Below are 14,550 nucleotides of genomic sequence, written 5' to 3'. Positions count from 1 at the left end.
GCAATGCAACCGATTCCGCGGGTGTCGGCGCGCCCCATGCACTGGAAGGCCAGACCATGTCGTTCCTCACCTTGACCGATGTTTCGAAATCGTTCGGCGACTTGCAGGCGGTCACCGGCATCAACCTGTCGGTGGAGAAGGGCGAGTTCGTCTCGCTGCTCGGCCCCTCGGGCTGCGGCAAAACCACGACGCTGCAGATGATTGCCGGCTTCGTGGAAACCACGCGCGGCTCCATCACGCTCGATGGCCGCGACATCACGCACATGCCCCCGAACAGGCGCGGCCTCGGCATCGTGTTCCAGAGCTACGCGCTCTTTCCGCACATGAGCGTCGAGCAGAATGTGAGTTTCGGTCTCGAGATGCGTGGCGTGCAGAAGGCCGAGCGCAAGGAGCGCATTCGCGAGGCGCTCTCGCTCGTGCGCCTCGACGCCTACGCGCATCGCTTTCCGCGCGAGCTTTCGGGCGGCCAGCGCCAGCGCGTGGCGATCGCGCGCGCGATCGTGATTGCGCCGCCCGTGCTGCTGCTCGACGAGCCGATGTCGAATCTCGACGCCAAGCTGCGCGAGGACATGCAGTTCGAACTGCGCTCGATTCAGCGCAAGATCGGCACGACCACGCTGATGGTCACGCACGATCAGTCGGAAGCGCTCTCGATCAGCGACCGCGTGGTCGTGATGGAGAACGGCCGCATCACCCAGGTCGATACCCCGTATCGCGCCTACGAGCGTCCCGAGAACGATTTCGTCTCGCAGTTCATCGGCAAGGCCAACATGCTCGCGGGCTGCATCGTCTCGCGCGAGGGCGACACCATCTGCGTCGATCTCGGCAACGACCTCGCGGAAACCGGTTCGATGACGCAGTTGCCCGAGCGCGGGCGGGCGCTCGGCGTGGGCGACGCGATCACGCTGTGCATCCGCCCCGAAAAGCTCAAGCTATGCGCAAGCGGCGCGGGGCGTCTCGCGGGCCGTGTGACGAGCCGCTTTTTCCTTGGCAGCCAATGGCTCTACCGGCTCGACAGCCGAGCCGGCGAGATGCTCGTGTGCTGCCAGAACGAAGGCAGGGAGCCGCTTGCCGAAGGCGACCAGGTGGGCATCGACTGGCATAGCGATGCGGTCCGCTTCATCCAGCGGGAGAGCGCCCGTGTCTAGCACGCTTCCCGCTTCGCAACGCGCGCCGCGCGCCACCGTGCGCGCGGGCTGGCAAATCTATATGCCGCTGTGGCTCATGAGCGCGCCCGCGCTGCTGCTGTTTGCCGCGCTCGTGCTCGTGCCGCTCGCAATGACGTTCGTGCTCACCTTCTACCGCTTCGATCCGTCGAGCGGCCCGATCGCCGCATTCGATCTGCACAACTACATAGAGGTGCTCGGTTCGTCGTACTTCCACACGATCTTTTTGCGCACCTTCGGCATTGCCGCGCTCACCACGCTGCTGTGCGTCGTGATCGGCACGCCCGAGGCCTACGTTCTCTCGCGCATGGGCGACCCGTGGCGCTCGCTCTTCCTGCTCGTGATTCTCGCGCCGCTGCTCGTTTCGGTGGTGGTGCGCGCGTTCGGCTGGAGCATGCTGCTCAACATGAACGGCCTCGTGAACCAGTTCTTCGGCCTGTTCGGCGCGGGGCCGTTCAAGCTCGAATACACGACCTTCGCGATCGTCATCGCTCTCGTGCACGTGATGCTGCCGTTCATGGTGATTCCGGTGTGGACCGCGCTGCAGCGTCTCGATCCGCAAACCGAGAATGCGGCCCTTTCGCTGATGGCCTCGCCCGCCACCACGCTGCGCCGCATCGTGCTGCCGCAACTGATGCCCGGCATTCTCTCGGGCAGCCTCATGGTGTTCGGCCTCTCGGCGAGTGCGTTCGCGATTCCGGGCCTGCTCGGCGGCAGGCGCCTGAAAGTGGCGGCGACCGCCGTCTACGACCAGTTCCTGAGTTCGATGAACTGGCCGCTCGGCGCGACGATTGCCGTGCTCCTGCTGGTCGCCAATCTGGCGGTGATGCTCACTTACTACCGCGTGCTCGAGCGCCGCTACGCCCGCAGCATGGGCTAGGGCCTAGTTAAGGCTCTTAATCGTCTGTATCGCCCGGAACCCGGAATTCGTCAGGTCATTCATCATGCGCAAAAACGGACCGCTCGCTCTCACGTTCCATAGCCTCGTCATCCTGTTCGTGCTGGCGCCGCTCGTCATCGTCGTGCTCGTGGCCTTCACGCCCGACGAAACTTTGACGCTGCCCACGCACGGTTTCTCGCTGCGCTGGTTCCGCGCGATTCTCGACTACCCGGACTTCATCACCGCGTTCTTCAACAGCCTGAAGCTCGCCTTCGCCTCGGCCACGCTCTCGCTCGTGATCGCGCTGCCCGCGGGGCTCGCGATTGGCCGCGCGCGTTTTCCAGGGCGCGGCTTCCTGAACGGGCTGCTGCTTTCCCCACTCGTGATTCCGGGGCTCGTGCTCGGCATCGCGCTGCTGCGCTTCTTCGCGCTGATCGGCGCAACCGGCTCGTTCGCCTGGCTGATTCTCGCGCACATGATCGTTATCACGCCGTTCGTGATGCGGCTCGTGCTTGCTTCGGTGAGCGGCCTCGATCGCAGCATCGAGCATGCGGCCTCGTCGCTCGGCGCGAACGCGTGGACCACCTTCCGCCGCATCACGCTGCCGCTGATCGTGCCCGGCATCACGGGCGGATGGCTCCTCGCGTTCATCAACAGCTTCGATGAACTGACGATGTCGATCTTCGTGACATCGCCGCAGACCGTCACGCTGCCCGTGCGCATGTACATGTACGCGACCGAATCGATCGACCCGATGATGGCGTCCGTTTCCGCGCTCGTCATTTTCATTACGGCGGGCGCGATGCTGCTGCTCGATCGCGTCTACGGTCTTAACCGCATCCTGATCGGGCAGCACTGAACGCTGCCCGAGACCTTGCCGATTTTTCGCTCCCGACTTTTGCCGCCAGGCCGCCGACCTCTCATGAGCATCGTCACATCGCTTCGTTCCGCCCAGTTTGTCCGCGTTGCCGAAACCGCCCGCGCGAGCGTTTCCTTCGTTCTCGACGGCGTCGAGGCCGAGGCGCTCGCCGGCGACACGCTTCTCACCGCGATCCTCACGCAGCAGCGGCGCGTGCGCCGCAGCGAATTCAGCGGCGAGCCGCGCGCGGGCTTTTGCCAGATTGGCGCGTGCCAGGACTGCTGGGTCCGCAGCGAGGACGGCACACGGCTGCGCGCGTGCTCGACGCCGCTGCGCGAGGGCATGCGCGTGCTCACGCAACCTGATTCTCGATCTGATTCGCAATTCGTTACGGAGAACGAAGTTAAGGAAGGGGACGCGCAATGAGCACGACGGCGCCTCGTATCGTCATCGTCGGCGCGGGCCCGGCGGGCATTCGCGCCGCACAGACGCTCGTGGCCGCGGGCCTGCGTCCGGTCGTGATCGACGAAAACGCGCGCTGGGGCGGCCAGATCTATCGCCAGCCCGCTGCGGGCGTGGGCTTCTCGCGCACGAAAGCCGCGCTCTACGGCTTCGAGGCAAAGAAGGCGCATGCGGTTCATGAAGTCATGGAGCAGATCCTTCCGAAGATCGACTATCGCCCCGATACGCTCGCCTGGTCGTGCGAGCCCGGGCGGCTCGATACGTTGGGCGAGGGCAGGGAAGCGAGCGTGCCGTGGTCGCATCTGATCATCGCCAGCGGCGCGACGGATCGCATCGTGCCGCTGCCCGGCTGGACCTTGCCCGGCGTCTATACGCTCGGCGGCGCACAGGTGGCGCTGAAGGCGCAGGGCTGCGCGATCGGCCGGCGCACCGTGCTCGCCGGCACCGGCCCGCTGCTTTATCTCGTCGCTTACCAGTACGCAAAAGCAGGCGCGCAGGTGGCCGCGGTTCTGGACACGAGCCCATTCGCGCGCCAGGCCGCCGCCGCGCCGAAGCTGCTCAATCAACCGGGCACCTTCGCGAAGGGCGTCTATTACGTCGCCTGGCTCAAGGCGCACGGCGTGCGCATGGAGCACGGCGTGTCTCTCGCGGCCATCGACGGTGGCGAGGCCGTCGAAGCCATCCGTTGGCGCTCAGCCGGCGGCGCCGGGCAGACGCTTGCCTGCGATGCCGTTGGCCTCGGTTACGGCTTGCGCCCGGAAACGCAACTCGCCGATCTCGCGGGCTGCCGCTTCGCCTTCAACGCGCTCAACCGTTGCTGGTTGCCCGAACGCGACGCGGCAGGCCGTAGCTCGGTGCAGGGTGTCTATCTGGCCGGCGACGGCGCGGGCATTGCCGGCGCCGACGCCGCCGAACTCGCGGGACGCCGCGTCGCGCTCGCGGTGCTCGACGACCTCGGCATCGCGCTGCCGCATGACGCTCGGCTTCCAGATGCCGCGACGATCGAGAATCGCCTCGAACGCATTGCGCGCTTTCGCACAGGCATCGAGCACGCGTTTGCGCCACCGGTCCAGTGCGCCGGCGGCTGGCCCGACGACCTGATCGTCTGCCGCTGCGAGGAAGTCAACGCCGGCACCTTGCGCAGCTGCATCCGCAGCGGCCTCGCGACCGAAGTCAATCGTTTGAAGGCGCTTACGCGCATCGGCATGGGGCGCTGCCAGGGACGCATGTGCGGCGAATCGGCGCTGGCGCTTCTGAGCGCGGAAACCGGCAAGCCGCTGCACGAGGTGGGCCGCCTGCGCAGCCAGGCGCCCATCAAGCCGATTCCGATTTCGCCGATGCTGTTCGAGGACGGCATTCAGGTCATGGATGAAGAGGCCCATGATGAGTGACACGCGCCACTTTCAGGTCGTGATCGCGGGCGGCGGGCTTGTCGGCGCATCGGCGGCGCTCGCGCTTGCGCGCAAGGGCGTCAGCGTCGGCCTGTTCGAGCGGCGCTTCTGCGGTGCGCAGGCGAGCGGCGTGAACTACGGCGGCGTGCGCTGCCACGGCCGGCCCGCCGAACAGTTGCCGCTCGCGGTGCGCGCGCGCCGTGTCTGGAGCCGGCTGCCCGAGCTGATCGGCATCGACGGGGAACTCGTCATCTCGGGGCACTTGCGGCTCGCGCGCCGCGACAGCGACATCGAAGCGCTACACGCCTGGGCTGCGATGGCCCGCGAATTCGGCGTCGAATCGCAGGTCATGAGCGGCGACGCGTTTCGCCGCCGCTACCCCTGGCTCGGCAAGGCCGCAATAGGCGGGGCGCTGTGCGCGAGCGATGGCCATGCGAACCCGCGCCTCGTCTCGCCCGGTTTCGCGGTGGCGGCACGTCGCGCGGGCGCGCACGTGCAGGAACAGACCGCGCTTGCCGACCTGAGCTTCGACGGCCGCCGTTTCCAGATGCGCGCGGGCAACGAGCGCATCAGCGCCGACTGGCTCATCAACTCCGCGGGCGCCTGGGCTAACACGGTTGCGCACAGCTTTGGCGAGACCGCGCCGATGAAGCCGATCTATCCGAACATGTGGGTGACCGAGCCGTTGCCGCGCTTCATCGAGCACAACCTGGGCGTTTATGGCGGCGGCGTCTACGCGCGCCAGGTCGAGCGCGGCAACTGCGTGATCGGCGGCGGCCGTGGACACGGTGACGGCGAATATGCGCAGCCTTCCAGCGACACCACGCGCGCCGTCATGCGCGATGCCTGCGCACTCGTGCCCGGACTGCGCAATGCGCTGCTCATTCGCACATGGAGCGGCGTGGAAGGTGAAACGCCGGACAGCAATCCCATCATCGGCCTGAGCAACACCACGCCACGCCTGCTGCACGCCTTCGGCTTTTCCGGGGGCGGCTTTCTGCTCGCGCCGGGCGTGGGCGAGGTTCTCGCCGAGCTCGTCACCGAAGGCGCCACGAGCACGCCCATCGAAGCGTTCGCGATCGGCCGCTTTACGCAGTCTTCCGTTCATGCCGCTCTCTCAATCAGATAAGGAATCCATACGATGAAATTCGCACGCACATTTGCCTCGCTGGCGGCGCTCTGCGCTTTCGGCTTTTCCGCCTCCGCGTGGTCGCAAACGAAAACGATCTACGTCGGCATGAATGGCGGCCCGATGGAGAAGGCCTATACGAGTCAGGTCATGCCCGACTTCGAAAAGGCAAACAACGTCAAGGTGGTGGTCGTGCCGGGCACCTCCTCCGACGTGCTCGCCAAGCTCCTCGCCAACCGCAACAGTCCGCAGATCCACGTGGCCTTCCTCGACGACGGCGTGATGGCGCGCGCGGTGAGCATGGGCGTGTGCGAAAAGCTCGACGATTCGCCGGTGCTCAAGGAGCTCTATCCGTTCGCGCGCATGAAGGGTGACATGGGTGCGGGCGTGCAGCTCGGCATGACCGGCATCGGCTACAACACCAGGCTGTTTACGGAGAAAGGCTGGGCGCCGCCCACCTCGTGGCTCGATTTCGCGAATCCGAAGTACAAGGGCAAGGTGGTGTTCCAGTCGGCCTCCAGCAGCACCTTCGGGCTGCATGGCTTTCTCGCCATCAACCGCCTGATGGGCGGCAGCGAGAACAACGTCGAGCCAGGCTTCACGAAGTGGGCGAGCACGGTGGGGCCGAACGTCGTCGAATATATTCCGAACTCGGCCAAGCTCTCGGAGATGATCCAGACCGGCGAAGCCGGAATCTTCCCGCTCACGCCCACTGCCGTCGGTGACCTGAAGGATAAGGGCCTGCCTGTGGCCTATGCGAACCCGAAGGAGGGCGCCGTGCTGCTGCTCGTCGACCTGTGCGTCGTGAAGAACAATCCCGATCCGCAGCTCGCGCAAAAGCTCGCGCAGTTCCTGCTCTCAGCGCCGGCAGAGAGCAAGGCCGCGGCTGCCGGCAAGCAGATTCCCACCAACCAGAACGCGACCATGCCGCCGGATATGCAAAAGAGCCTCGGCGACCTCAATCAGCTCGTGAAGAAGGTGACGGTAGTGGACTGGGATATGATCAACGAGCATCGCGCGCAGTGGGATTCGCGCTGGAACCGGCAGATCGAGCAATGAACACAGAGTGCCCGCAGCTTACTTGCTTCAACGATCCGGCGTAGATGCCATCGCCGATATTGTTAAGAAAGCCTGCTCGTGGTCAGCGAAAAAAAAGGCCCGGAATACTTCCGGGCCAGAAAGGGTGGCAGTCACCAGCGTAGTCGGTTTAAACATTGAAGCGCCAACTCAGACTGGTGATACTAACCACCCGCGTGGTCAAGTGACTGGGTATCTGCCGCTGCAGCGGCTTACAGCCCTTTAAGGATATGGAGTCGCGGTCTGTTGCGAAGAAACTCCACGGACCATACGACAGCCCGACTTAAGGGATGCTTAACGTTTAACAGCAACCAGTCGATGTCGCGCTGCCATCTGTGCAGGCGAGTAGATGGGCCGGTGATTTCCCACCTGCCGAGGAAAAAGGCCTCCGCTACCTGAAGATTTCCTTAACCGCACTTCGACATGAACGCCATGCAGTGTCGACTCGTTAGCGGCCCGTGTGTTCAGCTCGAGTTACACAGACAACGCTGCGGCACCGGTAAAAAAAGCACAACATTGCGCGACCTGTTGGAAACGGCGCAATCACAGTCTTGCGGCGATCACATAATCTCGGCTTAAGGATACGTACCGTACTGTGTAGTCATCGTTTGCGAACAGGGCTGTTCGCAACGGGTGAAACTGTGGAGGTACGAATCATGAAATTGCTTCAAGGCATCGTTATAGCCGCCGTGCTGGCGACACCGCTCGCTTCTTTTGCTCAGCAGTCGAATGCACCGGTCACACGAGCGGAGGTGCACTCTGAACTCGTGCAGTTGGAGAAAGCCGGATACGTCCCGGCGAAACGTGACGACGCCAGATATCCCGGCGACATTCAGGCGGCCGAAGCCCGCGTCGCGGCAGGGAACTCCGCGACCGAAGGAGTGGGTGGAATGACGAGCGGTACTGCGCAATCGGGTCAACGCACTTCGACCACGACGAGCTCTAGTCCACTGTACAGACACCATTGACGATGCGGATCGGCCCGTCTGATTGATGTCTTTGAGGCTGCACGGGACGAATGCTGTAAGCCGGATATTGGCCCGACTCTCTTTCGCACCCGCCGATGGAACTCGTCAATCGGCGGGTCGCCGGCTGATGGGAAATTGAACGCTTACGTCGTCGCTTCGCCTATCCGATCCCGGCACCGTTTTGAACGCCGCCGAAGATAACCAGCAGGCGTTCGGTGAACGCAAGGATAGCGCCGCGCAAGTGCTCGGTATGCCTGGCGCGTCATGCCGGCACGCATTCAAATGCTGAGGGACCGCCGCCGATCCGGCGCGGCGGTCCTGTCCTGCAAGCTTGATCTCCCGGGTGCCTTAGCCCGCCTTGGCTGCGGCCTCCTTGGCGAGCAGGCGTTGCGCCTGCCGATCGCCCTTTCCTGCTTCCTGCGCGGTTTGAACCGACGTCTCGGTCGCTTCCGCCATCAAGGCGCGCGCGGCGCTGCTGATGCTGACCGTATACGACGACGTGGACGTGCTGGTGCTCGACCCCGTAGCCGACGAAGCGCTCGTGCCCGATGCCGGCGCCGTCGACGCTGAACCCGAAGTCGACGCTGTGGACGAGGGTGCTGCTTGTACGATGCTTTGACCGATTGCCTGAATGGCCATCCCAATCTCCCATAGAAAAAACGTGTGTACTGCGTTCTGTCTATCGGCCTCGATTCGAAGTGCTTGAGCAATATATTTTTTCAAAGCTTCCGTCGTCTTAAGGATCTCTTAAGAAAAGTTAGGAAAGCCAAAGGGTTCTTGCCCACATTCGGCGTAGTTTCACGCGCGGTCACCGTTCAGTCATGCGCGCATGTTTCCATATATTTCGCTTCATTACCGGTTGCCTCGCACATACCGGTGCTCCTGCCTTTCCCGCCCGCATACCTGTTTCCGGAGACGAACATGCCCAGCATTCGATCTGCTTACGCAGTAAGCCGTATTTTTGGTCGCACCGCACTAGCGTTCACTGCTCTCTATTTCGCGGCCGGTGGCGCCGACGCGCAAACCGCAGCGAAGCCGTTGGCCACTCCGGGGTTTAGCCTAAGCGTGTTCGCGGCGGGTTCCGGCGGGTTGATGAGCGCACCGGATTCACTGGCCGTGCTCGATGGTCACGTTTGGGTCGGCTATGCAAACAACGGCGCGCCGGATGGCTCGAACGGAGCGATGAGCGTGATTGTTGAATACGCGCAAGACGGCAGTGTCGTGAAGAGTTACCAGGTCGTGGGACACAACGATGGTCTGAAGGTCAATCCGTACACGCGCGAGATCTGGGCGATGCAGAATGAGGATGCGAGTCCGAACCTCGTCATAATCAATCCCGCGACCGGCCAGGCATCCAAACCGTATTCATTCGGCAAGACACTGCACGGCGGCGGCTACGATGACATCGTATTCAAGGACGGCCAGACCTATTTCAGTGCGTCCAATCCCACTCTCAATGCCGGTGGCAAGAATACCGGGCCCGCGATTGTCCGCGTTGTGCACCTCGATGCAAACACCTACACGATCGACGTCACTCCGGTAATGCGCGGCACATTGGACGCCAGCAACATTCCGTTTGGCACGGTGGCAACCCTCAACCTGACCGATCCGGATTCGATGACGCTGACGCCGTCGGGGGATGTACTGCTCGATGATCAGGGCGATGGTCAGCTTGTCCTGTTGCGCTCGTCGGGCGATGAACCGCGAGTGCAATATCTGCCGCTTCTCGGCAACGTACAGGTTGACGACACGGTATTCGCCACTGCGCGGCGAGGCTACCTGCTCGTGTCCGACACGGCGGCGAACATCGTGTACAAGATTAGTGCGAATGTCTGGCAGCGCGACGCGGCGTTCTCCGCATCAACGGGCGTAGCCGCTACGAGTAGCACGCCGGCAGTGCCGGCTTATGTCGGCCAACTTGATTTGCGTAGCGGAGCACTCCTTCCTTTGGTGACCAATTTGGCCAGTCCGCATGGCATGGTCTTTGTGCCGGCAGACGACCCGCAGTAACGGTCACACGTTGATTGCCGGATGGCGTGATCGCCGTATGCAGTTCCGCGGCGATTGCGTTGGCCGGCGCGTTCGTTAGTGTCCAGTGTTGGCTTATCAAACATCACGTGTGCCGTCGGGCCTTCGGAATGGCATTGAACGATTGCAGGCGGACGAAATTCACAGCGTGTACGCCAAAGTATGTGGGCGCTCCATAATCGCATTTCACCCCTACCGCCGCCGGGCTCGGCCTCGCGATCTGCAAGGAAATCGCGACGACTCATGACAGGGAACCCGCAAAAATACACATTCCCTCAAGAACCGCGGCGCGTTGCCGATATTGCGTAACGAGTGTTTTTGATTTAAATATTTCGGCGTCCATTCGGACAGGTGTATGCTACCGAGTCCACAAAAAAACAGCCTCTTACAGCCGCATTCACAGCGGCGCAATATTACGATTCGTCGTCTGAGTCATGGCTGGGAAAATTGAATGTGGTATCAATCACCTTCGCGCGACGGGGGCAGTGTGATTCGACATGGCCTTTGGGGATTGCTGCTAACGCTTAGCTGCCTTGGCACCGCTATGGCCGCGGGCCCCGAATGTTCGCGGGCATTTACGCTAGCGTTGCACGATCATGGTCTGCTTTACTCCATCGACACAGACTCCGGGATCGACAAGGACTTCGCTGACGAATTGATCCGCCGTAGCGGTTGCCAGATCCGGGTCAGCCTCATGTCACGCGCCAGGATCTGGAAGCTGATCGAATCCGGCGCGCTCGATTTCAGCCTCTCAGGCATCGCCAACGACGAGCGCAATCAGTACGCGGATTTCGCCTGGTACTTCAGCAACAAATACTATCTATTGGTGCGCAAGGATGCCGGAATTCGCCGGTTGGCCGATTTCGAGCACAACAGTCAGTTTCAGCTCGGCGTTATCCGCAGCTTCCGCTACAGCGATTCGGCCAACCGTCTGGTCGACTCGCTGGCAGCCGAAAACCGCGTCAGCCAGGCGGGTGGTCTGGATCCGTTGTATAAGGCGCTTCTGCAGCAACGCATTCAGGGCATGATTATCGAGCCTTTCGATTACCCTGCAATCGATGAAAAGAAAATCCGCGACGTGACTAGCATCGTGGAGTTCGACGACCCGGCCATACCTCACGGTCTCATCATGTCGAAGAAGGCGCTGTCGCCAGCCGAACGGGAAAAGTGGCGCGCCCTGGTGAATGAGATGCGCGCGGATGGCACGGTTCGGCGCATCTTCGAGAAGTATTTCAAACCCGACCTCGCCGATTCGATGGTCGATTTCCATTCGCCGCCGTGAACTGGACGCGTCTTGTCCTGCTCCCGCTACTGGTCTTGTCCGCAGCACTCAGTGTGACGTGGATGCTTTGGGACCACGAGCGGCAAGCCGCCCGTCATGAACTCCTCACCCAGTTCGACTTCTCGCTGGGCGACGCTGTCAGCCGGATCGAGCAGCGCATGGCCACGTACGAGCTCCTGCTGCGCGGCGTGCAGAGCCTGTTCGCCGCGAGTGGAGCGATTGACCGCGAGCAATTCCGCGACTACGTCGACACCCTCAACCTCGACGCCAACTTCTCCAGCATTCAGGCGATCGGCATCGTCGCGTGGGTGCCGGCGGCGCAAAAGGCCGCGCATGTCGCCACCATGCACCGGCAGGGCCTGTCCGACTACACGATCCAGCCCGAGGGTTCGCGCGAAAACTACGCGCCGATCATCCAGCGCGAGCCGTATATCGGCATCAATCGCGCGTCGGCCGGTTTCGATGCGTGGACCGACCCAGTGCGGCGGCGCGCGATGGAGCAGGCGCGCGACTCCGGCATGGCGACCATTTCCGGAAAGGTCCGCCTCGCGGTAGATACCGGGGCCGACGCTCGCCCCGGTTTCATCATGTATCTGCCGATCTACGAACGAGGCCAGCCGCAGGAGAGCGTCGCCGATCGCCGCGCGCATCTGGTTGGCTGGGTCTACGCCTCCTTTCACATGCACGACGTCATCGCCAGTCTGTACGGCGAGCAGCCGCCCGGTCTGACTATCGCCATCTACGATGGCGTCGGGCCGTCGCCCGCGGCGCTTTTGCACAGGACGCCCGAAGCGCCGGGTCATCACCGGGCTACGGACATCTCGGCCAATGAATATCTGGTCGTCGGCGGACATGACTGGACCCTGTCGATGAGCGCGCAGGACGACTTCAAAGCCCGTTTCGGCCGTAACGCGGCGTTCCAGATCGCCAGCACCGGCACGGGGCTCAGCCTGCTGCTGGCGCTGCTCACCTGGCTGATGATGACCGGCCGCGGCCGCGCGATGCGGCTCGCCTCGAGAATGACAAAGGAACTGCGTGAGAACGAGGAGAAATTCCGCGCGATTGCCGACTGTACGGTCAACTGGGAGATCTGGTGGGGATCCGACGGCAAGCCCCGCTGGATCAACTCGGCCGTGGAGGGGTACATCGGCTATACGGTCGACGAGTGCATGGCCCTGTCGGACTTTGCCGGCACGGTGATTTGTCCGGAAGATATCCCCCGCGTTGCACCTGAGTTTCACAAGGCGCTACAGGGCTCTCGCGGCGATGACCTCGAATTTCGCTGTGTGCGCAAGGACGGCTCGCTCATGTGGCTTTCCGTATCCTGGGTTCCGATCAGCGATGCCAAGGGCGATTTCATCGGGTTTCGCACGAGCGGTCGCGACATTACCGAGCGCAAGCAGGTCGAGGCTGAACTGCGAATTGCGGCTGTTGCGTTCGACTCGATGGAACCGATGATGATCACCGACGCGAGCGCCATAATCTTGCGCGTGAACTCCGCTTTCAGTGAATGCACCGGCTATACGGCTGAGGAAATCGTGGGCCGGACACCACGAGTGCTTCGCTCGAGCCGTCACGACGCGGCATTCTTTCAGGCGATGTGGGAAGAGATCTATCGCGCCGGCGGATGGCAAGGCGAAATCTGGGGGCGCCGCAAGAGCGGCGAGGAGTATCCGAAGTGGCTCACGATTTCCGCGGTGATGGGCGAGAACGGCATCGTCAGCCACTATGTCGGCACGCATCACGACATTACCGAGCGCAAGATCGCGGAAGAGAGAATCAGGGAATTGGCCTTCTTCGATGCGCTGACCCGATTGCCCAACCGCACGCTGCTGCTGGATCGCCTGAAGCAGGCGATCACGGCCAGCGCCCGGAACGAAGCCTGCGGCGCGTTGCTGTTCATCGATCTGGACCACTTCAAGACGTTGAACGATACGCTAGGCCACGACAAAGGCGATCTGCTGCTGCAACAGGTGGCGCAACGTCTGGCGGCGAGCGTACTCGAGAGCGACACCGTGGCCAGAGTGGGAGGGGACGAGTTCGTGGTGGTGCTGGGGAACCTGCACAAAAGCCGGCGTGAGGCGGCCAGTCAGACCGAAGTCGTGGGCGAAAAAATCCTCACCGTCCTGGGTAGTCCTTATCAGCTCGGCGAGATCGAATACCGCAGTACGGCGAGCATCGGTGCCACTGTGTTCAGGGGACATCAAGCCTCGATCGACGAACTGCTGAAGCAGGCTGACCTCGCGATGTACAAGTCCAAGGAAAGAGGCCGTAATGCCGTGCGTTTCTTCGACCCGGATATGCAGACCGCCGTGGTGGAACGCGCTGCGCTGGAAGCAGGATTGCGCAAGGCAATCGAGGGCAACCAGTTCCTGCTTCATTACCAGGCACAGATCGACGGCACCGGCATAACAGGCGCCGAAGCACTGGTGCGCTGGCAGCATCCCAGCCGCGGTATCGTAGCGCCTGCCGATTTCATTCCATTGGCAGAAGAAACCGGGTTGATCCTCGCACTGGGAAGCTGGGTCCTGGAGACCGCCTGCGCGCAACTGGCGAGTTGGGCAGCGCGACCGGATATGGCTCATCTCACCATTGCGGTCAATGTCAGCGCCCAGCAATTCCGCGAGCCTGATTTCGTGGAAAAGGTATTCGCCATCATTAGTCGAACCGGAGCGAGGCCAAACAGGTTGAAGCTGGAGCTGACGGAAAGCGTGCTGGTCGACAATGTGCAGGACATCATCCAGAAGATGAGTGCGCTCAAAGCCCAAGGTGTCGTCTTTTCGCTGGACGATTTTGGTATCGGATATTCATCGCTGTCCTATTTGAAGCGTCTTCCTTTGGACCAGTTGAAAATAGACCGCTCCTTCGTGCGTGATGTCCTGGTCGATCCCAACGACGCCGTGATCGCACGAACCATCGTGGCGCTCGCGCATAGCCTCGGTTTGGGCGTGATCGCCGAGGGGGTGGAGACCGAGGCACAGCGGGACTTCCTCGCTGCCTCTGGGTGCTATGCGTATCAAGGCTATTATTTTGGTTGCCCGCTTCCCATCGAGGATTTTGAAGCGATTTTGAGCAGACTCGAAACGCGGCAGTGCGTGGCTGATTAGAGGGTGCGGGAACTTGGGGGCGCTGGGGCTGCGCGGACGAGCATGAGCATTGCTAAGACGACGAAATGAAGCCCGGCGAGAGTTTCAGGTAGTCGCTCATAGCCACGTGCGAGACGTCGGAAACGGTTGGGCCAACCAAAGCGGCGCTCGGCCACCCAACGTCGGGGCAGCAGTACAAAGCCCCTTTTCGTTTCCTCGATT

At 62.4% G+C, this 14,550-nt stretch carries 12 protein-coding genes and 1 pseudogene; 12 read left to right on the top strand and 1 reads right to left on the bottom strand.

Features of this window, described 5'->3' with window-relative positions; all coding sequences use genetic code 11:
- Window positions 1–56: 56 nt before the first annotated feature.
- The 12 genes from B9Z01_RS07935 to B9Z01_RS07885 all read left to right on the top strand — a co-directional run bounded on the left by B9Z01_RS07935 (window position 57) and on the right by B9Z01_RS07885 (window position 14,349).
- Entirely contained in the window at window positions 57–1,148 is a 1,092-nt protein-coding gene (locus tag B9Z01_RS07935) for an ABC transporter ATP-binding protein (RefSeq protein ID WP_085481674.1), read from the top strand.
- Window positions 1,141–2,046 (top strand): ABC transporter permease, encoded by a 906-nt coding sequence (locus B9Z01_RS07930; protein ID WP_085481673.1) that lies wholly within the window; start codon window positions 1,141–1,143, stop codon window positions 2,044–2,046. The genes B9Z01_RS07935 and B9Z01_RS07930 overlap by 8 nt, the downstream gene beginning before the upstream one ends.
- A 64-nt stretch (window positions 2,047–2,110) precedes the next feature.
- Window positions 2,111–2,905 carry an ABC transporter permease gene (locus B9Z01_RS07925; RefSeq protein WP_085481672.1) on the top strand — a complete coding sequence of 265 codons (795 nt, stop codon included), beginning with the start codon at window positions 2,111–2,113 and terminating at the stop codon, window positions 2,903–2,905.
- Window positions 2,906–2,968: 63 nt separating this feature from the next.
- Entirely contained in the window at window positions 2,969–3,331 is a 363-nt protein-coding gene (locus B9Z01_RS07920) for a (2Fe-2S)-binding protein (RefSeq protein ID WP_085481671.1), read from the top strand.
- Window positions 3,328–4,758: an FAD/NAD(P)-dependent oxidoreductase gene (locus B9Z01_RS07915; protein WP_085481670.1), complete on the top strand. Its 1,431-nt coding sequence runs from the start codon at window positions 3,328–3,330 to the stop codon at window positions 4,756–4,758. The genes B9Z01_RS07920 and B9Z01_RS07915 overlap by 4 nt, the downstream gene beginning before the upstream one ends.
- The gene (locus B9Z01_RS07910; RefSeq protein WP_085482087.1) at window positions 4,751–5,887 is read left to right on the top strand and encodes an NAD(P)/FAD-dependent oxidoreductase; all 1,137 of its coding nucleotides are present in this window, start codon (window positions 4,751–4,753) and stop codon (window positions 5,885–5,887) included. The genes B9Z01_RS07915 and B9Z01_RS07910 overlap by 8 nt, the downstream gene beginning before the upstream one ends.
- A 12-nt stretch (window positions 5,888–5,899) precedes the next feature.
- Complete coding sequence (locus B9Z01_RS07905) at window positions 5,900–6,946, top strand: ABC transporter substrate-binding protein (RefSeq protein ID WP_085481669.1); 1,047 nt, start codon at window positions 5,900–5,902, stop codon at window positions 6,944–6,946.
- Window positions 6,947–7,620: 674 nt separating this feature from the next.
- The gene (locus B9Z01_RS07900; protein ID WP_085481668.1) at window positions 7,621–7,932 is read left to right on the top strand and encodes a DUF4148 domain-containing protein; all 312 of its coding nucleotides are present in this window, start codon (window positions 7,621–7,623) and stop codon (window positions 7,930–7,932) included.
- Window positions 7,933–8,410: 478 nt separating this feature from the next.
- On the top strand, window positions 8,411–8,551 hold the full coding sequence (locus B9Z01_RS35460) for a hypothetical protein (protein WP_167387450.1): 141 nt from the start codon (window positions 8,411–8,413) through the stop codon (window positions 8,549–8,551).
- Window positions 8,552–8,853: 302 nt separating this feature from the next.
- Window positions 8,854–9,942 carry a hypothetical protein gene (locus tag B9Z01_RS07895; RefSeq protein WP_143808857.1) on the top strand — a complete coding sequence of 363 codons (1,089 nt, stop codon included), beginning with the start codon at window positions 8,854–8,856 and terminating at the stop codon, window positions 9,940–9,942.
- Between the two features lie 505 nt (window positions 9,943–10,447).
- Window positions 10,448–11,242, top strand: a complete 795-nt coding sequence (locus B9Z01_RS07890) for a substrate-binding periplasmic protein (RefSeq protein WP_085482085.1) — start codon at window positions 10,448–10,450, stop codon at window positions 11,240–11,242.
- A complete protein-coding gene (locus B9Z01_RS07885; protein ID WP_085481666.1) occupies window positions 11,239–14,349 on the top strand; it encodes a bifunctional diguanylate cyclase/phosphodiesterase in 3,111 nt (1,036 codons plus the stop codon). Before B9Z01_RS07890 ends, B9Z01_RS07885 begins: the two co-directional genes overlap by 4 nt.
- Here B9Z01_RS07885 and B9Z01_RS07880 read toward each other — a convergent pair.
- Window positions 14,346–14,543, bottom strand: a pseudogene (locus tag B9Z01_RS07880) (transposase); the annotation flags it as partial. The gene B9Z01_RS07885 and the pseudogene B9Z01_RS07880 sit on opposite strands and share 4 nt — an antisense overlap.
- Window positions 14,544–14,550 lie beyond the last annotated feature (7 nt).

Origin of the sequence: Paraburkholderia susongensis (genome assembly GCF_900177725.1) — a bacterium.
Classification (GTDB): Bacteria; Pseudomonadota; Gammaproteobacteria; order Burkholderiales; family Burkholderiaceae; genus Paraburkholderia; species Paraburkholderia susongensis.
Note: the sequence above shows the minus strand (reverse complement) of the source record. Positions and strands in the feature narration are given on the sequence as shown.

Excerpts from the sequence above, each read along its gene's own strand:
- B9Z01_RS07935 (WP_085481674.1), top strand. The coding sequence starts at position 57 with ATGTCGTTCCTCACCTTGACCGATGTTTCGAAATCGTTCGGCGACTTG.
- B9Z01_RS07925 (WP_085481672.1), top strand. The coding sequence starts at position 2,111 with ATGCGCAAAAACGGACCGCTCGCTCTCACGTTCCATAGCCTCGTCATC.
- B9Z01_RS07920 (WP_085481671.1), top strand. The coding sequence starts at position 2,969 with ATGAGCATCGTCACATCGCTTCGTTCCGCCCAGTTTGTCCGCGTTGCC.
- B9Z01_RS07915 (WP_085481670.1), top strand. The coding sequence starts at position 3,328 with ATGAGCACGACGGCGCCTCGTATCGTCATCGTCGGCGCGGGCCCGGCG.
- B9Z01_RS07910 (WP_085482087.1), top strand. The coding sequence starts at position 4,751 with ATGAGTGACACGCGCCACTTTCAGGTCGTGATCGCGGGCGGCGGGCTT.
- B9Z01_RS07905 (WP_085481669.1), top strand. The coding sequence starts at position 5,900 with ATGAAATTCGCACGCACATTTGCCTCGCTGGCGGCGCTCTGCGCTTTC.
- B9Z01_RS07900 (WP_085481668.1), top strand. The coding sequence starts at position 7,621 with ATGAAATTGCTTCAAGGCATCGTTATAGCCGCCGTGCTGGCGACACCG.
- B9Z01_RS35460 (WP_167387450.1), top strand. The coding sequence starts at position 8,411 with ATGCTGACCGTATACGACGACGTGGACGTGCTGGTGCTCGACCCCGTA.
- B9Z01_RS07895 (WP_143808857.1), top strand. The coding sequence starts at position 8,854 with ATGCCCAGCATTCGATCTGCTTACGCAGTAAGCCGTATTTTTGGTCGC.